Source organism: Zooshikella ganghwensis (assembly GCF_018263875.1).
Taxonomy (GTDB): domain Bacteria; phylum Pseudomonadota; class Gammaproteobacteria; order Pseudomonadales; family Zooshikellaceae; genus Zooshikella; species Zooshikella ganghwensis.
Window position 1 is genome coordinate 157,212 of sequence record NZ_JAEVHG010000004.1, and the last position, 23,104, is coordinate 180,315.

The following is a 23,104-nucleotide window of genomic DNA, read 5'->3' on the forward strand; positions in this document are numbered from 1 at the left end:
ATGGTTGATCGTTTACAGAATAATTTTCAATTTATCGATGTTGGCAGGGTAGATCCAAGGAAAAAGGATATTGATGTTCGTAAAGCGCAGTTTGTCGAGATCTATGATCCTTTTACACCCAAGCAAACTGCTGAACAGAGTCACCGTTGTTTGGAGTGTGGTAACCCCTATTGTGAGTGGAAGTGCCCTGTTCATAACTACATTCCTAATTGGTTAAAGCTGGCGGCTGAGGGCAATATCCTTGAGGCCGTTGAGCTGTCACACCAAACCAACTCTTTACCGGAAGTTTGTGGTCGAGTTTGTCCACAAGATCGCCTGTGTGAAGGAGCTTGTACCCTAAATGATGGGTTTGGCGCCGTGACGATTGGTTCTGTGGAGAAGTATATTACCGACACAGCATTTGCTATGGGCTGGCGACCCGATTTATCACATGTGGTGATGACTGATAAAAAAGTAGCTGTGGTCGGAGCGGGTCCAGCAGGGCTTGCCTGTGCTGATGTATTGATTCGTAATGGTATAACCCCTGTGGTTTTTGATCGTAACCCAGAAATTGGGGGGTTACTGACCTTTGGGATTCCTGAGTTTAAGTTAGAAAAGGAAGTAATAAAGCGCCGTAGAGAGGTTTTCACCCAAATGGGGGTGGAGTTCCATTTGAATACGGAGGTAGGCAAAGACATTACCATAGAGACTCTCCTTGAGGATTATGATGCGGTATTTCTAGGGATGGGCACCTATGCCTACATGAAAGGGGGCTTTCCTGGAGAAGATTTGCAGGGTGTTTATGAAGCACTGCCTTATTTGGTTTCAAATACTAAGCGCTGTATGGGTCTCAATACCGATAACCTTAACTTCATTGATATGCGTGATCAGCGGCTTGTCGTCTTAGGAGGTGGTGATACTGCCATGGACTGCAACCGGACGGCTATCAGGCAAGGAGCTAAATCGGTAGTTTGTGCTTACCGCCGAGATGAAGAAAACATGCCAGGCTCACGTCGCGAAGTGGCAAATGCTAAAGAAGAAGGCGTTCAGTTTTTATTTAACCGTCAGCCAGTGGCGATCGTGGGAGAAGATCAGGTTGAAGGTGTTAAGTTTGTGACCACTCGTTTGGGTGAGCCGGATGAGAATGGGCGTCGGGTTCCAGAGACGGTTCCTGGTAGTGAAGAAGTCGTGCCTGCTGATGCCGTGATTATTGCCTTTGGCTTTCGGCCTAGTCCAGCGCCGTGGTTTGCTGATTTAGGCATTGAAACTGATACTTCTGGTCGTGTGCTTGCGCCAGAAAAAAGTGAATATCCTTTCCAGACATCTAACCCTAAAGTGTTTGCGGGTGGTGACATGGTGCGAGGTTCTGACTTAGTGGTGACAGCCATCTGGGAGGGGCGTCAGGCTGCAGAAGGAATAATGGATTACTTGGATATTTAAGTGGTTTTGTTGCAGGGCAAAACTGTAGTTCAAACTCAAAAACGGGCTTTTGCCCGTTTTTTGGGGAGGGTCAAGCTGCAAGCGTATGCTTGATATGCGCAATAAGCTGGTTTATATCAATTGCATCATGTTCCAGGGTAAAAGCAGATAGCTCATCTTTATAATGTCGGTCAATTTCCAGCATTACATGTGTGCGACTGGCCTCAGGTACAAATGAAACTTCTACTTCTTTAAAGTTAAATAGGCCGGGGTCATTTGGCTTAAAGTCCAGCTCTTGATAGCAGCCACTGCTGGAGGCAAAGTCGGGTGCTTTAACAAAACCTTTTTCCACATCTACATAACTCAGTGTTAAACCACAGGCTGTCATTGCCTCAATAAACGTCGACATCACAGCGGTTGGGGCTATATCTATGTAGTCTCGGTCAGATGGGTCAAGTGCCAAGTCAATATTTAAACCTGTTTGTATCCATACTTTTGAGGTTTTCGTTGGACAGTTGAGTTGGGTGATCGGTGTTTCATAATGCAGCTGATAGGTAAATGGGATGATTTTTTCTTCACCCGGTAAAATGGTAAAGCTTTCTGCCATCTTCCAGGATTGAATTATATGGTGGGCAATATACTCACCTTCATCGGTTTCAGCTTCAGCCAAAGTGACTAACGCATGCTCTAAACCAGCAATTTGTTGTTCGGTATCCCCCCCAGCTATATACACCTCTCCCGTGAGTGTTTCTCCAGGTTCATAAATTGATTGGGTAAGGCGTGTGTCAACGGTAGCACTACCAACGCCAATCGAGGCAAGAATCTTTTTAAACATATTTACTGCATCTACCTACAACGAACACAAGACCCGAACTATAGCAAAGGGCTTGCTAGCTGTCTCGACAATCGCTTTGGTGTAAACTTGCCTCCCAGAATCTTACTGATGAGCCGTGATACAAGGTAATAAACGCTATGGCTGAACTAAAAAATGATCGCTTTCTTCGTGCGTTGTTAAAAGAGCCTGTTGATCGCACCCCTGTGTGGTTAATGCGACAAGCTGGACGTTATTTACCTGAGTATCGAGCAACACGTAGTCAGGCTGGTGACTTTATGGCACTTTGTCAAAACCCTGAGCTGGCATGTGAAGTGACATTACAGCCACTAGAGCGTTATCCACTGGATGCCGCTATTTTATTTTCAGATATTTTAACGATCCCTGATGCTATGGGGTTAGGGCTCTATTTTGAGCAAGGTGAAGGACCTAAATTTAGAAAGCCCCTGCAAACAGCTGCTGATGTTGAGGCACTACCCGATATCAAGATTGAGTCGGATTTGTCGTATGTACTTGATGCTGTCAAAACAATTCGTAATGCATTAAATGGGCGCGTTCCCCTGATTGGCTTTTCTGGTAGTCCTTGGACTTTAGCCACTTATATGGTTGAAGGAGGCAGTACCAAAGACTTTCGCCATATTAAAGCGATGCTTTATACACAGCCTGAGGTGACGCATCTGTTATTGGATAAATTGGCAAAGGCCGTTACAGATTACTTAAATGCACAAATTTTAGCAGGAGCACAAGCTGTTCAGATATTTGATACCTGGGGTGGTGTGCTAAGCGATGCCGCTTATGATGAATTTTCGTTACGCTATATGAATAAGATAGTGGCTGGATTGATCAAAGAGCATAATGGACGACAAGTACCGTCAATTGTATTCACCAAAAATGGTGGTCTTTGGTTAGAGCGAATTGCCAAGAGTGGGGCGAATTGTGTCGGTTTAGACTGGACAATAAATATTGGACAAGCCAGGCAGCGAATAGGCGATCATGTTGCATTGCAAGGTAATATGGATCCCAGCGTTCTGTATGCCAACCCAGAAAGAATTAAACAGGAAGTTGCCTCTATTTTAGCTGATTTTGGCAGTGGTTCTGGCCATGTCTTTAACTTAGGGCATGGCATTCATCAATATGTAGAACCTGATCGAGTGACTGCGTTTGTGGATGCAGTTCATGAGCTTTCAGAAAAATATCACACAATTAAATAGTTTAATTTGGGTGATGCTTCCTTGCATCAAGTGCTTTATCACTATTTAAAAATTGGTGATAGGCATGAGCTGTATATATCTATAAATGTTTCGTGAAGGGTATATTTAAGCTGAAAGCTTTTTAGGGTTCCTCAATAATAACCCTGCCATGGCTGTTAATAGGATAAGCAGGGTTGATGGTTCAGGTGTTGGCGTTGGAGTGGGAGGCTCTTCTGGTTCAATTTCGGCCAAAATTTTACTTACGACAAAGTCAGTAAAACTATCATCAAACTGGGTGGGTAAGACGAAAGCATCTGGACCTGTAATCAGGTTTTCCATTAGATACTCTTCTAACGTAGTTGGAAAGCCAGGAGGTAATCCACCCAATAGTGCTTCAAGTTCTGCTAAATATTCTGCAGCTGAGGCAGGATCAAAAATAGCTAGCGCATTAATAAATGCACCTGCGGCAGCAGCATCATCCCGTGCACCATGAATAGCAGCATCAAACGCAGCCAAACATGCTTCTACTTCAAGTGCCGTAGGTGGGTCGCTGATGGGGCAGGGTAAACCTGGACGAAACACATTTTGTACACCATCAGTAGAAACGTCGATAACCAGTTTTGTGCCTTCAAAGTCATTGCTAAGCATTGAAGCGAGTGCAACATCCACACCGCTAGCAATATTGGTACCGACGACATCTTCATCAGGAATCGCATCAATTGCGGTTGCAAATGCTTCTGCATCTGCTGCATTTTGCAGGTGAAACCAAGGTGTAGCTTGAGCACCAGTTAACGCAAAAGGAAATGCAGCAACTGCAATACCGTTTGTAAGCGCGCTAATGGCTGCTTGCACGCTTGCATCACGAAATGCATTAGCATAACCATCACGCTGTAAAACAAATTCACCAGCATCAATACTGCTCGATATATCAATCACAAGAGATAACTCAGTGTCCACTAGTACGGCATGAGCATTATTAAACCAAGTAAAAGGTAAGAGGGCTGCAGCCATTATGCTTGATTTTAAAAATCGCATGATAATTCCTCGGAAAAAATGACAGCAGCCTTACCGCAAAATTTATTCCTACTGTAAAAAAACTGTTAAAAAACATTTGGTTACTTTTTTGTGAAATAATTATTTGTAAATTGTTTAGACATGAAATGTTTTCAGTATTATGGTGAGTACAGCTCAGTTTAAGCACAGTAGAGATGGATATAATTAATTGAACGGTTAAGAGACTTGTATAATGAAGTATTTATTCGAAAAAAAAGCAGGTTTATTATTCGCAGCTTACTTATTCAGTAGCGTTGAGTGGGTCTTTGCTCAAGAAGGTGTGAATCTTGATGCTGAAGAAGAAAATGCGAATGCTTCACCTAGCTTATGGCAAACAATGAAAAGCTCTGCAGAGACAATGTCGAGTGAACTAGAAAAGAAAGCGGCTGATGGTCTCGAATATACTAAACAAACACTGGGAGAATATAGCGAGTTTAAGACAGAAAAAGCAAAAGAAGTTGTTAGTGTTTTTAATGACAATATCAAGGTAATAGAAGAGGCAGGCTTTAGCGTTGATGATCTATATGTTAGTTTGAGTCTGGTACCTGTAGTAACTGCTAAGTTCAAGCAAGTCAAGCAATTATCGGATAACGAGCTGAGTAAATTGTTAGAAAAATATCATGATAAGCCATTGTTAATCTATATTTTACGTACTCTCCACAAAGCGTATGGGATGAGCTTTTCTAATTACCAGGTTGCTGATGTAAGCGTGCGGGCTTCAATTCCTCCTTCCACAACAATCCATCTAAGACGTGTAGATTAATCAAGGAAATGTTCAATATAAGGAGTTAGCTCCATAGGACAGATAGCGCTCAATATTCTTATGCCAGATGACAATTATAAATATGGTATGAAAAATAAGAGGCTATCTGTTGGTTGTAATTATGAGTCTGTACAATTTATCTTTGTTGCTGACTGTCTATAACCAGTGTTGCAGGAAAGCCTTGCAGAGTTTTGCGTTGTAAAGTCAGCTTCAATACCCTTGGTTTTACTGTAAGAATAAGGTCTGTATAAATAATATCTAACAGCTGTTCTAAATGTGTTGTTGCGTCTCTAAATGAAGTTAAATAATCGTGAAGTGAAAAGAGTTCGAGTAAAAGCTGATTAGGTTGATACTCAATCGATAATAACGCAGTATACTTCTCTTTGTCTCGTGCACTCATACTTGATACTTGAATATCTGATAACAAGATATTAGGAGTATTGTCCAGCTCACAAAGAACTGTATCGAGTAGTTTTCGATTCATAAAGGTGGCGTTATCATTATAGTAAGGCAGTAATGTCCTTATGCTTTTATATTTCATAATTTACTCACCACTTGTTGTTTTGGATATAGATTTTTTTGTTTATTTTCTGGTTCAAAAATGATGATTTTATTCCCTTAATCAGTACCCTAAACCATAGTGATAATTTCTTGTAATTTTCCAATAAAAATCAGCTTTTTTTATTAATATAAGCATTGTTTTAGGAGTAAGTTGTCGGCGATTGTGGCAAATTAATACTGACTGATAGTCCTCCAAGAGAAGGATGATGTCCTTTAAAGTTTATTGTTCCTTTATAGTATTTAACTATATTTTCGACAATATTTAAGCCTAAACCATGTCCTTCAACTTGCTCATCCAACCGCTTTCCTCGCTTAATGATCATGTGCAGTTGAGCGTCATCTATACCAGGACCATCATCATCAATAGTTATTGTGAATGTATTTTCTTGTGTGGATATGTTTAATAATACCGTTGATTTTGACCATTTACAGGCATTGTCCAGTAAGTTACCTAATAATTCCAGCGCATCTTCTCGGTTAATATGCAGGCGATTTGGCCACTGATGAGGTTGCCACTCAATACGAGTTTGTTTGTGTTGATAAATAGTGTCCAAGCTGTGTATGAGATCCATCAGGTCATTTTGAGGGTCGAATAGAGCACCTGGTAGTATATTGCCAGCCAGTCTGGCTTTTGTAAGAGTTTGTTCAGTAAGCGCGCGAATGGTATTGGTTTGCTTAAGTAGTTGGGACTTTACAGGATGATCGTTTAACTCAGTTTGAGCGAGTTGCTGGATCACCGCCAGAGGTGTTTTTAGTGAGTGCCCGAGATCACCAGTTGCATTACGACTACGACTTAATAGCGCTGCAGTATTTTCCAAGAGTTGGTTAATCGTTTCAACCAGAGGAATTAACTCCTTTGGGGTTTGACTGGTTGATAATGTAGTAAGCTCGCCATTTTTTAATGATTGAATAGATGTAGCAAGAGAGACTAATGGCTTGAGACTTTTTTTTAGGAGCCATTGTTGTAGTAGAATTAAGACGATTAACACAGTAATAAGCCCTGCAACTAAACTAAGGGTTACTACTTGAAAATGGTGCGTGAGCACACTTACATCTTCAGCCACAGTGATAGTAAACTGCAGTCCTTTTTGTGAAAATCCCTGACTTAAAAGAATAAGTTGTTGGTCATCTGGCCCGGTAATTTCTCGTCGCAATCGTTTACCTGCAGCTAACTGGGGTTGAGGGATAGATGAAAAATCCCAAAGAGAACGGGATTGTACTCTTTGATTGTGGGTGCTGATAATAAAGTAGTGCCCAGAATAAATATGTGAGTAGTAGAGGTTAAGTTTATCCTCATCGAGAACAATTTTTTGCTGTTGAATCTCAAGTGTGGATACAAGTGATTCAATTTCACTGTTAAGCCGAGTATTAAAAAAAGTTTTATAGGTATTATTAAGTGTTAAATATGTGAGCAGGGTTATGATAATCGATAATAAGATAACGGAGCCAGCTAGTCCCCATGTAAGTGTACGGCTGATAGATTTCATGAAGCATTTCCACGAAAAATATAACCCTGCCCACGACGAGTTTCTATGGCTTCTTTGCCTATTTTTCGACGTAAATGAGCAATATAAACTTCCAAGACATTACTGTCTTTATCATCATCGTAAGCGTAAAGCTGTTCAGTCAGTCGTTGTTTACTGAGGACTTTATTGGGGTTTAACATGAAAAAACGCAAAAGCCTAAATTCCATTGCCGTTAAATTATAGGTTTTACCTTGAAAGTTAAGCTGTTGCCTTTCTTCATCAAGACTGATGTGACCGTGTTGAAGGGAACTACTGTTTTGACCATGATAGCGGCTAATAACAGCATTTAGACGGGCTAGTAATTCTTCCTGATAAAATGGCTTAGCCAAGTAATCATCTGCACCTGCTTTTAATCCTTCAACGCGCTCATACCACTCGCCTCGCGCGGTGAGGATGATGACAGGCACTTTGTTTCCTTTATTACGCCATTCTCGGAGGACTGTTAAACCATTAATATCGGGTAACCCTAAGTCTAAAATAATTGCAGCATAGTCTTCCTCTTGCCCGAGATGTAATGCATCCACACCGTTTTCACAGCTATCAACAACGAAGCCTGCTTGTTGCAGAGATTTTGCTGTACTCTCCAACAGGGTTTGTTGATCGTCAACCAGCAAAATACGCATGCTTAATCATCCTCTTCGACTTCCGTGATTTCACCTGTCTGTGCATTAAGCTCAATCTCCCAGATGATGCCTTGTTCATCAAGAATCTTAAACTCATATTCGTAGAAACCATCATCATACTCTAATTCAGCATCAAGTAGTTTTCCTGGATGCTGTTGGCGTGCAATAGCTAATAATTGATTAAACGGTAAGATGATGCCTCTTTTTTGTAAATCTTGGGCTTGTTCTGGGGATAGGTTTTCATCGCTGTGAACAGAAATGGTTAAGCATAGACAAGTGAAGCATAAGCTGAGTTTGACTGCTGCTGTAGTAAACTTCATTTTGACTCCATGCTGCCCAATTTATAGTGTATACCCTGGCGTATTATAGTTATTAATATTTTACTTTTTAGCAATAGATTGAAGGAGCTTAAATAATAAACAGAGAGAAGGCTGGGTTAGCCTTTCTCATAATACGCTGATGATTTTGGGTATATTGTTAATCATCAAGTTCCATTTTAGTCACTGTACCAGTTTGAGCATTCACTTCTAACTCCCAATAGGCTTTTTGTGCGTCGATAATCGTAAACTCATATTCGTAACGGCTATTGTCTTGTTCTAATTCAGAGCGAATGATTTCTCCTGGCTTGGTTTTTAAAGCTTGAGCCTGTAACACCGCTAAGGGTTTGATGATGCCTTGCTCTTCAAGTTGCTTAGCTTGGGCTGGACTAAGGTCCGTGTCAGCCAAAACGTGACTGCAGGCAAGTACTGATACTAAGCTGGCAATTAGTGTTGTTTTCATCGTTAAACTCCATCGTGGGTAGTTGATGGGTTTAGTATATCTATCCTAGCTTAACTCAAGCTGAACTGGGCTTTTAAGGTTCATTTAAGGTTTCTGTCGACAGATCAAAAGTTAGTATTACTATACCCACAGCGAAGGCAACAAACCCTAAAATTGATTCGCGAAGGGTATATAAGGACTGATTGTTAAACACTATAAAATTGCTGGCAGCTATAGCAGTATTGTTTTCCTTTAAAACGCCGAACGTGCTTTAGACAAAAGCGGGCAACAGTTTCACTAATATCTGTATTACATTTTGCGCACTGGTATTGATTGGTAGAGACCGCTTTAACTTCATTGATTGGGGCAATACCCAGCCGCTGAAAGTAATCTGTCTTTACTGGGGAGTGGTACGATACTAATGCTTCTGCAAATTGCTTAAGTTTTTTACTGCTGATTGTATCTTTGCTTGTCGGAAGGGAAGCCTGCTGGGTATCGATAAATTCAGCAACCTGGTCAGCATGAATAATGTGGTCAACATCAAGTTGAGGGCGTTGTGGACGACGAATGAATGAGCTTGAGGGTACAAGTACACCGTCAAGAAATATTGGAGACAACGATTTGAACAGTTTGCGTGCTCGTATACCCTTATTGCTAATAAAGTTACAGAGGGCAGCTTTTTGTTTTGCATTTTGAGCAAGCGGGGATTCAATGACTTTATAGCCTCTTGAGGATACTACTTGAAAAGTACCATCATTGGTAACCGTTAAGCCTGGATGAAAGCTTTTGGATTTGAAGAAAAAGCATTGTAAATGGCGGTTAATCAGGAGATGGCTTGGCTGTATAAGGTAACTGCCTTGCCAAAGACGAAGTTGGTGGATGACAGCCCAATCTTTGTTATCGCTAAAGTGGTGATCAATAAAGTAAGCACTATTTTTCTCTACTTGGTAGTCATGCTTTAAAGATTTAAGCCATATCTGTACTTGTCTTGATTGTATGTTATTCAGCCCTAAGCTGTGGATATACTCTAGCTGCTGTATGTGCTCATGGATAGAATCTGCTGCTTTGATAATCATGCTACTGCCACTTTACTTAACTAAACCTGCTTGGGTACTCTGCGAGAGCTGTTTATCTAGTCTTTTAATCTGGCATCTCACCTCATAAAATTATACGCCTTGTAAATTATTTTGATAGAGCTACAGTACACGGTCGAGTGGAATGATCATTTGCTGTTATGTTTAAGATGATTGCTGATATATTTAATTGATTTAGTTAGCAATTTTGCTGGTCAAAATGAATACAACTTTAGTCTTGTACGCATTTTGTTTTATATTGTCTTTCTAAAGTAGTTTCTAAAACTTTATTTATATACCCTTCGTTGAGAATATAGGTGCATATTCTCGATACCAAAGGTGAAGTGAAAGTGCAGGTCTTGTTTAGTAGTAATGGTGTAGGTTGCGTTGCATGGCACGAATAGTTCCCTGGTTTCAAGGTGCTGATGTAGGTTGTTATACAGATTGCGTGAATGAAAATAGCCGTGATCATGTATTATCTATTATTAACTACTGGCGTAAGTTGGCACTTTTTTCTGGTTCCGAGTTAGATCAGAAAATACTACATAATGGCTCATTACAAGCGATTACGCTTGATATGCTGTTAAGTTCAGATTTTAAACTTCCTTGGTTATTAAAGGAACAATGCCTGCATCAATCACAGCGCGGCTACACGCTGCTTTTATTGCCCTATGAAAAGAGTTATCTATTTAACAAGGTATCTGAAATATTTTCCTGTGCGGATACTTCTTTAGACAGATTTATACGTCGAGAACATGGTATGTTTGATGGCATAAACTGTTATGCCAGCTGTCAATTAACAGGAAATGGCCAATTAGCTTCGCCATATCTACAGGTAAGTACACAGCCTTGGGCTTGTGGTCAATTACGTTCGATTTTAGTTAATGAGTTTCAGTGGGATGCATTTGAGAAAGCTGACCAAGATCTCCTTGATGGATTATCAACATGGTATGATCAAGCGAGTGGAGTATTAGATAATACACATCTATTGAGCCTGGTGAGGCTTTTGCAGCAATGGGCTGGGGTGGCGCCAACGGGTAAATATGTTGTATATCTAGTCCCTAAAGTACAGTTGCCGCGGTTGAGCAGAGCGTATGCTTACTCTTCAACTAATAAGCCGATTTCTATCGCTTATGATCCGCAACTTGCTACGCTAACGGAAATATACACTCATGTAAGAAAGCGTTATAACCACCAGCCTTTCTTGGATTATTTTGGCCAAGTAGATTCAGCGCCTTATAGCGCAGTGCGATTAGAAGAAAAAGCCGGGAATGAACACACGGAAGTATTGGGTGAAATTTTACGGAATCGTGCAAGAGGACTAAGAAAAAGCAGCCATATTGATGACCCAGCTTTACAGCCAATATTAACAAGAGTGCTTGATGGTAAACTGAAAGAAAATCTATTTTGTATCAGTTCTGTGATAAATACAGAGGGCTTTTCACTATGGCAGGATGCTGTTGCAGATATTTTGGTTCGAAAGGCAAAGGTATTGAGTGAGTTTGCAAGCGCACGTAATACTATCACACATACAAAACAAGTTGTATTTAATGGTCAAACATACTCAATTGCTGGTTTTGATAGACGTATTTTAAGCAATCATACACTGATGACAGCCAATTTACCCAGCTTAGATGAGGTAAAGTTACACTGGTTAAAACAATTACTGCCTGGCAAAATAAGCAGAGAAAATGGAGTAGGTGAATTACCAGAATTTTATGGTATTAAGGGTATTTCTGCGTGTGAACTGTTAGTGGATGCAGCCGAACTAGGATATGACCTTGAAGCAGTTGATAGCTTCAAAACCTCAAAAATAAATTTTTTACAAAAAAATAGTGAGTGTCAGTCGCTTAGTCATAATATTCATAGCCTATTTAAGTTATACGAAAAATTAGGGCAAGAAACGCTCCATTATGAAACAAAAAATAATAATGATTTAAGCCAGAAACAAGAACAGTATCAGTCTGTTGTAAAGTCACTACAACAGATAACTAAAGAGTTGGAAGAATGCTTTAGTTACATTCGTTGGTTAAAGCAACAACTTATCATTACTGAGCAGCAGGCACCTAGCTATTTATCGCGTATATATAACCCGAAAACGTGGAAAGACTACCGAGACAAGTTGGATGAGTTACAACAGCAGCTTTTAAATAGTGAAAAGCAAGCAACAGACCTAGAAAAACAAAAGCGTCTTGTGCAGTTACGTTATGATGCTCTGGCACCAGAAATGTCAAAAATTAATATTAAGCTTGAAACTCAAAAGCTTCAGAAAAAACAGCTTAAAGAAGATTACATAGCTCTTTTTGCAACTTTGGCAGGATGTGAGCTGGACTGTAACTTAGAAGTGCTGCCAGACCCTCGTGATATTCAAGAGAGTTTATGTCAACAGTATAATACTAAACAGACAGCGCTTTATTTGGCAGCACTACAATTGCATGCTGCTTGGATTAATGAGCTTGTGGAACATGAGTTAGTTGCTAACAATCTTTTACTTATCAATGCGATTAAAAAAGGTTATGCAGAAGAAATTCAACCGGAAGTATTTACTGCGGTATGGCAGCTGTTAGGTGTATTAAATCCTGTGTTAGTTACGCCACATAATAATATAGACAGTTTATTGTTGTATTTAAGGCGTGGAGAAATAGATTGGTTGTTGGTTAATCATGGTGAGTCATTTTCTCCTGCAGTTGCTGCATCAGCAATATGGTGTTCTAGAAGTATTGTGCTGTTAGGTAATCCTTTTGAGGCCACACCAATGCAAGCAATACCTGCTGAGTTACATCACGTGTTGGGATTGAATACAGTAGGCGCAGATTATGTATGTTGGTCACCTCAAAGTGTAAGTGCTTATAGTATCGCAAATCGATACTCTAGAGAGAATAAACAGGTTGTGTATAAAAATTACAGTGATGAATACTGTTTGAGTATGCCACTGCAGCGTGTAGGGTATTTTTTAGAGGAGCTTCAGTGTTTTTGGCGAGAAAGCTTGCCATCATGGTTTAAGTTACAGTGCCTTAGTCAGTCTGAAAAAGCAAAACCTTTTGGGCAAAGTATGTGGATTCATTTAGAAGATCATTTTGACGAAAGGAAATACTTTGCTTTACAACAAAAACTCGTTTTGCAGTTTGTAGTGGCACACTATTTAGAAGAGCAACAATTACCGGATATGTATATCGTTTGCCAGGGGCAAAATGAGGTTGAGATACTGCAAAAATGGATTGCTGAGCCTTTACTTTGGCAGCAGTATCTTTCTCGACAAGAAATAAGCCTTTCAACAGAAAAGTTAGATGAGTGGGCTAAGCAGTATATATGTAGTTTGCAGACTGCCCATCAATGTCAATCAGAGTTTCTTGTTCTGTTGATTCCTATTAATGGGCTATTTGAGGACTGGTTACAGGAATATCCAAATTTTCTGCTTTCCTTGGTAGGGCAAACAAGTCAGGCGATTTACTTTTTGGGACCTCATCATCTGGCTGAAAAAAATGATCAGCTTTGTTTGCTACAACAGCAGCTGGCTGTGCGCAAACTACCTCCTGCGTTTTATGATGAGGTATTGGATGATTATCCTGATGAAGCTAAACAGATGGCTTAAAAGACGTTTGTGTTACTCAGGAACTAAATAACGATGTATTGTCCGGTTATACTGCGGGCTTAGCTTTTCTTGTAGAAATGGTAATAGTGTTGCCAGCTGGGAGTCAAGCTGCCAAGGTGGGTTGATAATAAAAAGCCCACTTCCTGTCATTCCGTGTTCAGTGCTATCAGGAGATATACAGTGCTCAACCTGCAGAATATTGCGGACCTTGCTATTTCTGAGTTGTTGTTCCATATAATTGACTCGACCGCGTTGTACAACAGGATACCAGAGTAAAAAAGTACCCGTATTGAAACGTTTGTACCCTTCAATGAGCTGTTTAGTAGCTGTCTGATAGTCTGTTTTTACTTCATAAGATGGGTCAATTAATACTATACCTCTTTTGATGTGTGGTGGAAGAGCACTTTTTAACGCTGCAAAACCATCACTTTGCTCAATGCGAACATGTTGTATTTTTTTAAAAAGTGTTTTGAGTTTTTCATGATCTTTAGGATGAAGTTCATAAAGACGCATATAGTCCTGATCACGTAAGTATTGCTTTACCAGTAAAGGAGAGCCAGGGTAGGTTTTTAGCTGCTTACCAGAATTGAGCGCGTGGATAGTGGTAAGATAAGGCTGTAACTCTGTAGGAAATGTTGTGAGTTGCCAAAGTTGACTAATACCATTCTGGAATTCTTGGTTCTGTTGAGCTTTAGACTGTGAGAGTGAATAACTTCCTGCACCTGAGTGGGTATCCAGATAGAAAAAGGGTTTATCTTTTTTGATTAAGTGTTCCAAACAAAGGCTTAACACTGAATGTTTTAAAACATCAGCAAAGTTTCCAGCATGAAACGCGTGTCGGTAGCTAAGCACTATAGAGCCCTACATAAGTCAGTGATGAAGGCATTATATACTGTTTATCGCTGAGATTTGAGAGTGCTGTAATACTATTGTGCTTACTAGAAAATCCAGGCCGCACCACATATAGCAGCTTGGCTGCTAGGGAATATAAGTTACATCCAAAGGTAAAACAGATAGTCTGAAAGTGTAATTACTGTCGTATTATTGCTTGGCTTCTGCTTCTTTAGCGGGTTCAGGTGCTGGTGGTGTTATTTGTGAGAGTGCTTCAAGTATTTGGTAAGCCAGATTTTTATTCTTTGGTAATGCTATTTGCATATCGTTAAAGTCTTCAATAGATTCCGGAATAAGGATGTCCTTAGCTAGCGTATTTTTTCCAAATAGTATCGTCAGTTTTTTGCCTGCTTGCTCTGATGCAGTTTTGGTCATATTTTGATTTGCTTGTTCTTTCAATGTGAGGTTTAAAAAGAGTTGTTTTTTAATGCCTATTCGTAATGCAGCATCCTGAACATCTGCCTGTGTAACTTTGACTGTTTCATCGCCAAATTTAAAGATGAGAGGCGTTTGAGCTAGTGCGCTTACTGAACAAGCAAGACAAATTATTAACGCAGCAAAGTATTTGACAATTCCCATTTTATTACCTCAGTTGCGATCACGGTAAGTCAGATACCTGTGACTACACATATAGAGGATAGTTTATATATAAACTATGTTGTGTTAATGGTTTGTGTAGAACTTCTCACTCTATACCCATACACCTTATAACATCGAACCTTAGACAAATAATGTATCAATGCACTTTGGGCTATGCCGTCATATGTGGTCTGTGGTGGTACCGGTGTATCTTTAACCAGCCTTGAAAGAGTTCAAACAATAGTATCAGTATTAAAGGAGCAGTAAGAAAGATTCCAAGTGACTTTTGATAGGGTAAAGAAGTAACAAGCAGCTCATTGTTCAAATAACTAACGGCAGGCTGATACTTATCGAAGATGACATCTAAATAGTCACCTTCAATGACTTGCTGGTAAGGGGAGAAAGATAATTGAGTATCTCTTATATAACGTCTGCCGTTAACATGATATTGATATTGAACCCAATATCGAGTGTGAAGATGTTCTACTTGGTTGTTACAGTTATAGTAACAAGGTTGGCTAAGCTGGTCTGTATATAGTTTGCTGATTTGGCCATAGATATGCTCGCCTTTGGTTAAGACTGAGTTTATCTGATAATAGTTTTGCAATGAGATGAAACCAATGATAAACAGCACTAATGAGATGAATTTAAGCTGAAACATTGCTGAACCCTCTCCTTTGCTGATGAAGAACAGATGTAGGCTGTTGGGTCACATTCCCTGTATTGGCATCATAATCATAATATAGTAACCATGACTATCCTGTTATGCTGGCTGATTTACTTTACATATTTAGTTAAGTGATTAATTTCTTTGCTTATTGTCAGTGTAGACGATGCCTCTTTATTGTGAAAACAGTTCATGATTATTAGTAGGTTTTTTCAAAATTTATATGCACACTCTATAAGAATAAATTTTTTAGAATTTTTCTTGCTATGAGGGTTGTTTGAGTATGTAGGGTTTGGCGGATTAAGTAAGCTTTAAGAAACAAGGTTTTATTATATTTTTGACGTTGTTTTGCGGGTTTGTTTTGTAGTGATCTATTTTTATATTATCTTTTATTTTTGGCGAGAAAATACTGTTTTTATAAAAATAATAAAGTGGTGTAAGAGTAAGCGAAATTAAAAGCAAAGGTTGTTTATTTTATAGTGCAAATAAAGAACTTAAATCAAGAAATTTATTTGGACATATAGGTAACGGTAATCGGTTTGAATGATATTGGCATCTCACTAGTTTGTACATGTTTTGCGAAATGGTAATTTGTCATTTTTTAAAGTGATCTACGACAAGGTTAGGATTGACTGGAAACGTTGTAACAAAGTGTAAGACTGTAAAAAAAATCATAGTGGATCTATGTCAACAAAAGGAACAGCGTCAAAAAAGTAACGCAGCCAGAAAAAGGAACGCCGTCAAAAATAAACAGGGAAGATGTTATTACTTTCTTTTACGCATGAATCACTAGCATAATTCTATGGCTCCAGATCTGTTATGAAGGAATTGTAAGCTTATAGTGTAATGAGTCTTTGTCTGGTGAGTGAGGGAAGTGAAAATGTACAGGGAGTCAGGAGACATGCCTCTTGATACTGTTAAACAATTTCTTGATTCATACAGTTGGTTAGTTTGTTCTCTAGCCCAATACGAACTACTGAGTGAAGGTAGAAAGCAAGATTTCGTTACCCTTATCTAGTAATTACTCTTTGGAAATAGCTTAAGAAAGCTAATTTATTTTGATGTGGTTAAAAATGGTTAATATTTGTTCATTAAATATTAATAATTTGTATCAGTTGTGTGTTTGAATTTATTATGCACTTAAAGAATTAATTGCATTAAGTTAGTGAATTTTATGTCTTAAGTTAGTAAATTAAATTCCTTTGTTTTATCAATGTATTAGTTGATTGAATCTTGATAAAAATCACTTTATTTGCTTTTTTTTGATTGATTTATTTTTATAAAGCGATATCATTTGAGTCGCATAACTACTGCTTAAACAAAAATAATTTCTGATGGACTGATTTTTTGCCCGGTTAACTACCGGGCTTTTATTTTTGGTTTTCAATGTACGTTTAAACGTGTAGAATAAGCAACAAGTAGCTGTATTACGCTGCTATATCAAGAAAACGTTATTGGGCTATATCAGTCTTGCACAAGATAATAAAAAGTCACAGATAACTATACTAAGCTTAGAGTGTGTCAGGTTTGCATAGGCCAAACCTGACTTTCTTTTGTGCTCTATTCCTTTCAAAGCTCTGCTCTATATATCTCTTGCTGGATAGAAAACACTCTTTCTGAACATGCTTTTTTGCTTACTGCTTTTATATGATATGAATGCGATGAAGATATTGAATTTAGGTGTTTAACTAGGCTAAATCGTAATTAATGAATTTATTTCATTAACGAAGCCGGTTAAAGCAATACAAATATGTTTGTATATCCGCTTGATTATAGGTAATTAGGTTCAGGTTAATTATTTTTAACATAGCGGGTAAAGGCATTGTACTCAATGGACTGACAAGATAAGCTCTTGCTTATACGAGCTAATACAGTCTTTGGTATACCCTTCACGAATCATTTTTGGGGTATAAAATATACCAAGTGACTTACATGCCAAGTTGAAGTTAACCACTGTGCTGTCATTACGAGGGCAATTCATTATGCAACAACATGTTTTAGCTGCATTGCAAGAGGCTGAGTCTGCATTAACGCAACTTCTGAACAATACAGAAATGCTGAAGACAATTGCTAAGGCGGGAGAGACTATAGCTGAAGCCCTCAGTCAGGGCGGGCATATATATAGTTGTGGTAATGGCGGCTCAATGTGTGATGCTATGCACTTTGCTGAAGAATTATCTGGACGTTATCGATTAGATAGACCAGGATTAGCTGCAACAGCAATAAGTGATCCAAGCCACATTAGCTGTGTATCAAACGATTTTGGTTATGAACACATTTTTGCTCGTTATGTACAAAGTCATATGCGTTCAGGTGATATTTTATTAGCAATTAGTACCAGTGGTACGAGTAAAAATATTGTTGCTGCTGCTGAAGTTGCTAAACAAAAGCAAGTCAAAATCATTGCGTTAACAGGACGTCCTGACTCTACTTTGGGTAATTTAGCGGATTTTGATATTTGTACGCCAGGTGGGCGCTTTGCTGACCGAGTACAAGAGCTGCATATAAAAGTCATTCATATATTCATGGAGTTGGTTGAACGTAGGTTGTTCCCACACCTTTACCAAGAGTAAGCTTATCAATATTTGCCTTATGGAGCCGATGCTTGCTTACTATACCCATTTCTCCCAAGATTGTTGATGGGAGCTGCTATTGATAAGTTTTTGGGTGAGAGCGGTTGATTATGCAGATATTAGCTGCATTTGCTCTCACTTAAGTTAGGAAGATTGTGCAATTACATGCTTCTCAAGGTGCTTCCCATCTGTTTCGTAGTGACTACCCCCTCTTTTGCTATACCCTCTAATAGCGACCTAAGGAACGTACTGTAGTTTTTCGATGTGCGTTTGTATCCACACTTTTATTGCGAATAAATAATATACAACAAGTCGTTGCATTTCATAGAGTTACAATTTGATGAATTGATTTAAGCGAAACCAGAAAAGTGTCACGGCATTGGGAGTAGTTTTTTTTATGCTATGCCAGTACTTATTTGGTTAGATGGTATTTAGTATGTGCAGATACAATCAGTTCATTCGAGCAGCGATTTTTGTGATTGTTAGCTGTACTGCCCCTTTTAGTTGGGCTGATCTTGATACCCAGGATCAAATAAGCTTAAGTCAAAGTTTATCAGTACTCTCACAAAAGTGGAGTCAGCCTGCCGCGAGTAAAGCATTTAAAATCTTTCGTAGCCCTCGTTACGAGAGGTATGACTTTCAAAGATTCTTTACTAATTACTTTGAAAATCAACCATTTACTGAACAGTTGCGAACATACTTTGATTACTTAGGGTTTGTCTGGTCGCTACCCAATGTTCAAAAGAAAGTGAACCCAGCTTTGGCCGCTGCGATTCAACGTAATCTAATGGTTTTATGTGACACGCCAGAGAATTCTGTACAGTTATCAGCCCAAAAACAGTCTTCAATACTCAATCAGGCCAGGTTTCTCAACCTGTACTCTAAAAGTGCTTCTAAAAAGCAGAAAAAAGCCCTTTATGGATTTTATAAGGGCTGGCTAAAGACAGCACATGATGTCCAGATTGAGCAATCTTTCTATTGGGTTTTGCAAGCTCAGCTGCTTATTAATGCGCTTGACTTATTTTCGTTGAATGTAGAGCAGCGCATGGCATTAGCGGATGCTGCTGCACTAACAGGAGAACATAGGCGTCTCTGGCTGCAGCATGGTGTTGTATTGTTGGAGCAGCAAGCGTTAAGTGATCAGCAGAAGCAGTGGATTATCAACTATTTGGAAAGCCTGCCTATGGGCTTACATAATCTACGGTATATCGCTTTGTCTGCGCGACTAGAAAGAGAAAATGGCGCTCATTTTGAGCTGACTACCGCTGGTCAAGGAGTGGTGATCGACAATAAGTCCAGTGACCCGATTCTTCCTGGTATGGCTGACTTGGATCCTTTCTACATTGCCTTAGCTAAGGGTGTTAGCCGAGTGATTGACTTGTATAGTGTGCAAGGTAACGTTGAGTTAAAGAAGCGAAAACAAGGCTTACTTGCTGATGCAGGACTTGATACACAACATTACCTCGTCGCTCCCAGTGAAAGGGGATACTTTGTCGATAATCCCAGTGAGTTTTTTGTCATGATGGGATTGTACTGGAGTTTTGATAGCTATAAGTCTCTACAGTCTGCCATTAACGCTTGGCAGCACGGAAATCGCCACCCTCTTCATCACGTGTTATTTCTTACTGATGTTTACTCAAAGGGAGAGGGTGCATTACCGTTCTTCTATTTTGATGCTAAGCAAGGACTTGAAACACAAGAGGTAACCATTAAGCGTGATGCTAAAGGCAATATAGTAGAGCTGGTTGTGGGTAACGATTTGTATGCGTTCTACTGGAAGTCAGGGTTAGTTTACCGGGTTGAGCAAGTAAAACTGATGGATAAAACCTTATCCATATAAGAAGCAAGCTGGCTGAATAAGTGAGAGGCTAGCAATTAGCCAGAGAGATATCGTTCAAAATTGCTTGTCTTTTTGTAGTGTGAAATACCTAGTAAGCGTGAGAAATGTCTTAATCTTACTAATGAGTATTGGCAAATAGTGAAACTGAGTGTATAGTGGCCAGTCATTTATAAAGCTACTATTTTTCACATCAAAACATAATAGTGTAATGCTTACCATCTGGACTGAAGCTTTAAGGAGATTCCTGGCCCAGCCTTCCCGCCGGATTAATGGTTATATTGTGTAGTGCATACGTTGCTGCTAGGTAAAAAGCTTGCAACGGTTTGCCTATTTGATTTGACGATACCTGTATACGTCATTACAATCCGCGCGTACGGTTTGAACAGTGTAAACTTGAGGTGACCCTACATAGACTAATCTGAAGCAAGCCAAAAGGATTATCAGCACCTTTATTGAACCATAAGGCTTAAGCATGAGCTTTAACGCCTGAGTCTAGTGAATATTATTGAACTAGATTTAACTGAGTGTAATACCTCCCACTGCGTTATTTCTCATGCGAATACTGCTATTTATAGCTTTAATAGAGTGGCTGGGACCATAGCTAGTAACATGATTACTAATATAAATCCTTGGATTCAGAGAATATGCTATTCAGTGTAATAGCTTATAGTGCATTGAGGGTATTGGGTTTACTGTTCGTAGTACTTATGGTTAAGCAATGAAAATAATACAGGTAGAACGACTTGGAGCTTTTCCTGTATATGTTAATGTTTAAAGAGTATTTGCTATTGGAGTAGTTAGGCATAGATCATGACAGACACTGTTAATTTCGAGCAAATTGAACGTTTAGAACAACTAATGGCTGTGGAGGAAGACATTCGCTCCTCCTATGAGGACAAACTAACAACTTTTGAAAAACAAGTAGAATCATTAAAAAAACAGCTTCAATCTGCTAAAGCGGAAAGTAAACAGCTTAATAATCAAGTCTGTCAGCTACAAAAGAAAATCAAGCAAGCTAACACTGACCAGTTAAAACGCAAAAACCTTGATTTTAAAAAGAAAAATGAAGAGCTGACGAAAGGTAATCAGCTACTTAAGAAAAAAGTCTCTGAGTATAAAGAGAAAGTGCAGAGCTTGACTCAGGAACTTGAAAAAGCCAAGCAAGAAACTGAAAATCAAGAGCCTACTGCCGAAACAACTAATGAAGTAAAAGCAAGTAGCAAAGTTGAAAAAGCTGTAGTAGAGCCTGTTTACACTTCTTCTAATGGTAATTGGAAAGTTTTCCCAATTGAGGAAACTGACGCAGACCAATACCCTGAAAATGCTAAATTCAACATCCTTGATTGTCGAACTGGTTGCACTAAGGTAGCTATTCTGGAAGATAATGAGTTCCAGTTACCAGCAATTAGTCGTATGCCACAAGATGTTAAAGCATTTATAGATGAGTCTTTAAGTTCATAAGTGGCCCCTCTCATACAAGTGGGGGCACGTAAAAGCTCCCCCACTTTCTCCTAAAAAGCTATTAAAGCTGCTGGTTTTATCAATAATACTTTGTACTTAACTTTATAATACTGCTATTGGCAAGTTTGTCTTACCTAAATACCACAGTTGTCAGATATCTTGTTTTGCTGATTAAGTTAATACTAATGTCTTTACGCTTAAAATTTTGTTTAACAAAGATTAAGAAGAGCAGCTGATTTGAATTGCTTTGCTCCATTCTGGAGCTTGTTTTGCGTACTCCTCAAACTCAGGCTGTTCGTCAAATGGGCGGGATAAAATCTTAAGAAGCTTGTCTATTTCACCAAAGTCTTTTTGTTCTGCTTTCTCAATAGCAATTTGCGCTAAATAATTACGTAAAATGTATTTGGGATTGACTGACTTCATTATACTTACGCGTTTTTGTTCACTGGTTTTTTCAGTCAATAAGCGTGTTGCATAACGTGTAATCCATTCATCAAACTGTTTTGTATCGTGAAAAAGCGTTTTGAGTTTTTTGGGTTCTTGATAGGGCTGGTAGTCACTAAGATAACGAAAGAATAGAGTATAATCTGGCTGCTGATCTTGTAATAACTGAAATAAATCTGTAATTAAACTTTCGTCAGTGGTTTTCTTTTCAAAAAAACCTAGCTTTTTTTTGATTAGCGCATCGTAGTGTTGAAAAAAATAGTCAGGAAATTTGCTAAGAGTGGATTTAATATCCTCTGCTTGGGCAAAAGGTAATAACGTTTGTCCTAAGCAGCTACAATTCCAGTACGCAATACTTGGTTGCTGATTGAAGGCATAGCGTCCCTGATAATCTGAGTGATTACAAATGTAGCTGGCATCAAAATTATCCAAAAAACCAAATGGTCCAAAATCAAAAGTCTCGCCAATAATCGACATATTGTCTGTATTCATGACACCATGAGCGAAACCAAAGGCTTGCCATTTAGCAATTAGTTCAGCTGTTTTGCGAATAACTTGATGGAAAAAATAAACATAAGGAGATTCTTGTTCTAAGGCATCACTAAAATGTCGTTGAATGACATAATCGGCTAGTTTTTTTAGTGCATCATGTTGTTGGGTGTAATAAAAGTATTCAAATGTTCCAAAACGTATATGACTTTGGGCTAGCCGAATAAGCGCTGCACCAGACTCTACTTTTTCCCGATAAACAGCTTCATCACTGCCAAAAATACATAGTCCTCGGGTGCTGGGTATGCCCAAATGATAAAGTGCTTCACTCCCTAAATATTCCCGTATTGTTGAGCGTAATACTGCACGGCCATCGCCATCACGAGAAAAAGGCGTAAGACCTGCGCCTTTCAAATGAATATCCCATCGTTCCTGCTGTTTATTTAACACTTCTCCCAGCAATAAACCTCGTCCATCACCTAGCTGAGGATTGTAGCTACCAAACTGGTGGCCTGAGTAGACCATGGCAATAGGATCCATGCGAGTTAAGGGAGACTGCCCGCTGAATGCTTTAATAAACTCAGCGCGATACTGTTCAGCAGGAGATAGGTCAATTAAGGCTGCTGCTTGGGGGTTGAAGCTAACTAGGTGAGTGGATTGCAGTGGTGTAGGAGTGATTCGCTGAAAAAAGGTTTTCTCAGAGAGAGATGTTACAAATGAGTTATCAAAAGGCAGCTCGTTTGTTGAATACATGGCTTAACCCTACTAAATCCATATACTCTTCACTTAA

Annotated in this window: 19 protein-coding genes; 7 read left to right on the forward strand and 12 right to left on the reverse strand. The window is 39.1% G+C overall.

The window, feature by feature from the left end:
* Positions 1–1,419, forward strand: coding sequence for an FAD-dependent oxidoreductase (locus KHS79_RS08360; RefSeq protein ID WP_212718251.1), 1,419 nt, complete (start codon positions 1–3; stop codon positions 1,417–1,419).
* Between the two features lie 70 nt (positions 1,420–1,489).
* Here the strand turns inward: KHS79_RS08360 and KHS79_RS08365 are convergent, their stop codons facing one another.
* Positions 1,490–2,233, reverse strand: a complete 744-nt coding sequence (locus KHS79_RS08365; protein ID WP_094785728.1) for a sporulation protein — start codon at positions 2,231–2,233, stop codon at positions 1,490–1,492.
* Between the two features lie 137 nt (positions 2,234–2,370).
* Here KHS79_RS08365 and hemE point away from each other — a divergent pair, with 137 nt between their 5' ends.
* Entirely contained in the window at positions 2,371–3,441 is a 1,071-nt protein-coding gene (hemE, locus tag KHS79_RS08370; protein WP_212718252.1) for a uroporphyrinogen decarboxylase, read from the forward strand.
* A 105-nt stretch (positions 3,442–3,546) separates the two neighbouring features.
* Here hemE and KHS79_RS08375 read toward each other — a convergent pair whose 3' ends face one another.
* On the reverse strand, positions 3,547–4,455 hold the full coding sequence (locus KHS79_RS08375; RefSeq protein WP_212718254.1) for a DUF1194 domain-containing protein: 909 nt from the start codon (positions 4,453–4,455) through the stop codon (positions 3,547–3,549).
* 211 nt (positions 4,456–4,666) lie between these two features.
* Between KHS79_RS08375 and KHS79_RS08380 the strand changes: the two genes are divergently transcribed.
* On the forward strand, positions 4,667–5,236 hold the full coding sequence (locus tag KHS79_RS08380; protein ID WP_212718256.1) for a hypothetical protein: 570 nt from the start codon (positions 4,667–4,669) through the stop codon (positions 5,234–5,236).
* A gap of 136 nt (positions 5,237–5,372) precedes the next feature.
* On the opposite strand, the gene KHS79_RS08385 is transcribed toward KHS79_RS08380, so the two are convergent.
* The 6 genes from KHS79_RS08385 to KHS79_RS08410 form a co-directional block, all read right to left on the reverse strand.
* Positions 5,373–5,777, reverse strand: a complete 405-nt coding sequence (locus tag KHS79_RS08385) for a tunnelling fold family protein (RefSeq protein ID WP_212718257.1) — start codon at positions 5,775–5,777, stop codon at positions 5,373–5,375.
* Between the two features lie 160 nt (positions 5,778–5,937).
* Positions 5,938–7,284: an ATP-binding protein gene (locus KHS79_RS08390; protein ID WP_212718258.1), complete on the reverse strand. Its 1,347-nt coding sequence runs from the start codon at positions 7,282–7,284 to the stop codon at positions 5,938–5,940.
* A complete protein-coding gene (locus tag KHS79_RS08395; RefSeq protein WP_212718259.1) occupies positions 7,281–7,946 on the reverse strand; it encodes a response regulator transcription factor in 666 nt (221 codons plus the stop codon). Before KHS79_RS08395 ends, KHS79_RS08390 begins: the two co-directional genes overlap by 4 nt.
* Positions 7,947–7,948: 2 nt before the next feature.
* Positions 7,949–8,266: a PepSY domain-containing protein gene (locus tag KHS79_RS08400; protein ID WP_212718260.1), complete on the reverse strand. Its 318-nt coding sequence runs from the start codon at positions 8,264–8,266 to the stop codon at positions 7,949–7,951.
* Positions 8,267–8,423: 157 nt separating this feature from the next.
* On the reverse strand, positions 8,424–8,726 hold the full coding sequence (locus tag KHS79_RS08405; RefSeq protein ID WP_212718261.1) for a PepSY domain-containing protein: 303 nt from the start codon (positions 8,724–8,726) through the stop codon (positions 8,424–8,426).
* Positions 8,727–8,911: 185 nt separating this feature from the next.
* A complete protein-coding gene (locus tag KHS79_RS08410) occupies positions 8,912–9,781 on the reverse strand; it encodes a nuclease-related domain-containing protein (protein WP_212718262.1) in 870 nt (289 codons plus the stop codon).
* Between the two features lie 388 nt (positions 9,782–10,169).
* Between KHS79_RS08410 and KHS79_RS08415 the strand changes: the two genes are divergently transcribed.
* Positions 10,170–13,370, forward strand: a complete 3,201-nt coding sequence (locus KHS79_RS08415) for a coiled-coil domain-containing protein (protein WP_212718263.1) — start codon at positions 10,170–10,172, stop codon at positions 13,368–13,370.
* 12 nt (positions 13,371–13,382) lie between these two features.
* Here the strand turns inward: KHS79_RS08415 and KHS79_RS08420 are convergent, their stop codons facing one another.
* The 3 genes from KHS79_RS08420 to KHS79_RS08430 form a co-directional block, all read right to left on the reverse strand.
* Positions 13,383–14,222 carry a 23S rRNA (adenine(2030)-N(6))-methyltransferase RlmJ gene (locus tag KHS79_RS08420; protein WP_212718265.1) on the reverse strand — a complete coding sequence of 280 codons (840 nt, stop codon included), beginning with the start codon at positions 14,220–14,222 and terminating at the stop codon, positions 13,383–13,385.
* A 189-nt stretch (positions 14,223–14,411) separates the two neighbouring features.
* Positions 14,412–14,840 carry a hypothetical protein gene (locus KHS79_RS08425; protein WP_094785763.1) on the reverse strand — a complete coding sequence of 143 codons (429 nt, stop codon included), beginning with the start codon at positions 14,838–14,840 and terminating at the stop codon, positions 14,412–14,414.
* A 172-nt stretch (positions 14,841–15,012) separates the two neighbouring features.
* Positions 15,013–15,501 carry a hypothetical protein gene (locus KHS79_RS08430; protein WP_027707820.1) on the reverse strand — a complete coding sequence of 163 codons (489 nt, stop codon included), beginning with the start codon at positions 15,499–15,501 and terminating at the stop codon, positions 15,013–15,015.
* A 1,988-nt stretch (positions 15,502–17,489) separates the two neighbouring features.
* Here KHS79_RS08430 and KHS79_RS08435 point away from each other — a divergent pair.
* The 3 genes from KHS79_RS08435 to KHS79_RS08445 all read left to right on the forward strand — a co-directional run bounded on the left by KHS79_RS08435 (position 17,490) and on the right by KHS79_RS08445 (position 21,381).
* Positions 17,490–18,080 (forward strand): SIS domain-containing protein, encoded by a 591-nt coding sequence (locus KHS79_RS08435; RefSeq protein WP_027707819.1) that lies wholly within the window; start codon positions 17,490–17,492, stop codon positions 18,078–18,080.
* Between the two features lie 436 nt (positions 18,081–18,516).
* Complete coding sequence (locus KHS79_RS08440; RefSeq protein WP_212718267.1) at positions 18,517–19,920, forward strand: hypothetical protein; 1,404 nt, start codon at positions 18,517–18,519, stop codon at positions 19,918–19,920.
* 810 nt (positions 19,921–20,730) lie between these two features.
* On the forward strand, positions 20,731–21,381 hold the full coding sequence (locus tag KHS79_RS08445) for a hypothetical protein (RefSeq protein WP_212718268.1): 651 nt from the start codon (positions 20,731–20,733) through the stop codon (positions 21,379–21,381).
* Positions 21,382–21,600: 219 nt separating this feature from the next.
* Here the strand turns inward: KHS79_RS08445 and KHS79_RS08450 are convergent, their stop codons facing one another.
* Positions 21,601–23,067: a protein adenylyltransferase SelO gene (locus tag KHS79_RS08450; RefSeq protein ID WP_212718269.1), complete on the reverse strand. Its 1,467-nt coding sequence runs from the start codon at positions 23,065–23,067 to the stop codon at positions 21,601–21,603.
* Positions 23,068–23,104 lie beyond the last annotated feature (37 nt).

Bases quoted from the DNA above. Each gene is read 5' to 3' on its own strand.
- KHS79_RS08360 (WP_212718251.1), top strand. From the start codon at position 1: ATGGTTGATCGTTTACAGAATAATTTTCAATTTATCGATGTTGGCAGG.
- KHS79_RS08365 (WP_094785728.1), bottom strand. From the start codon at position 2,233: ATGTTTAAAAAGATTCTTGCCTCGATTGGCGTTGGTAGTGCTACCGTT.
- hemE (WP_212718252.1), top strand. From the start codon at position 2,371: ATGGCTGAACTAAAAAATGATCGCTTTCTTCGTGCGTTGTTAAAAGAG.
- KHS79_RS08375 (WP_212718254.1), bottom strand. From the start codon at position 4,455: ATGCGATTTTTAAAATCAAGCATAATGGCTGCAGCCCTCTTACCTTTT.
- KHS79_RS08380 (WP_212718256.1), top strand. From the start codon at position 4,667: ATGAAGTATTTATTCGAAAAAAAAGCAGGTTTATTATTCGCAGCTTAC.
- KHS79_RS08385 (WP_212718257.1), bottom strand. From the start codon at position 5,777: ATGAAATATAAAAGCATAAGGACATTACTGCCTTACTATAATGATAAC.
- KHS79_RS08390 (WP_212718258.1), bottom strand. From the start codon at position 7,284: ATGAAATCTATCAGCCGTACACTTACATGGGGACTAGCTGGCTCCGTT.
- KHS79_RS08395 (WP_212718259.1), bottom strand. From the start codon at position 7,946: ATGCGTATTTTGCTGGTTGACGATCAACAAACCCTGTTGGAGAGTACA.
- KHS79_RS08400 (WP_212718260.1), bottom strand. From the start codon at position 8,266: ATGAAGTTTACTACAGCAGCAGTCAAACTCAGCTTATGCTTCACTTGT.
- KHS79_RS08405 (WP_212718261.1), bottom strand. From the start codon at position 8,726: ATGAAAACAACACTAATTGCCAGCTTAGTATCAGTACTTGCCTGCAGT.
- KHS79_RS08410 (WP_212718262.1), bottom strand. From the start codon at position 9,781: ATGATTATCAAAGCAGCAGATTCTATCCATGAGCACATACAGCAGCTA.
- KHS79_RS08415 (WP_212718263.1), top strand. From the start codon at position 10,170: ATGGCACGAATAGTTCCCTGGTTTCAAGGTGCTGATGTAGGTTGTTAT.
- KHS79_RS08425 (WP_094785763.1), bottom strand. From the start codon at position 14,840: ATGGGAATTGTCAAATACTTTGCTGCGTTAATAATTTGTCTTGCTTGT.
- KHS79_RS08430 (WP_027707820.1), bottom strand. From the start codon at position 15,501: ATGTTTCAGCTTAAATTCATCTCATTAGTGCTGTTTATCATTGGTTTC.
- KHS79_RS08435 (WP_027707819.1), top strand. From the start codon at position 17,490: ATGCAACAACATGTTTTAGCTGCATTGCAAGAGGCTGAGTCTGCATTA.
- KHS79_RS08440 (WP_212718267.1), top strand. From the start codon at position 18,517: ATGTGCAGATACAATCAGTTCATTCGAGCAGCGATTTTTGTGATTGTT.
- KHS79_RS08445 (WP_212718268.1), top strand. From the start codon at position 20,731: ATGACAGACACTGTTAATTTCGAGCAAATTGAACGTTTAGAACAACTA.
- KHS79_RS08450 (WP_212718269.1), bottom strand. From the start codon at position 23,067: ATGTATTCAACAAACGAGCTGCCTTTTGATAACTCATTTGTAACATCT.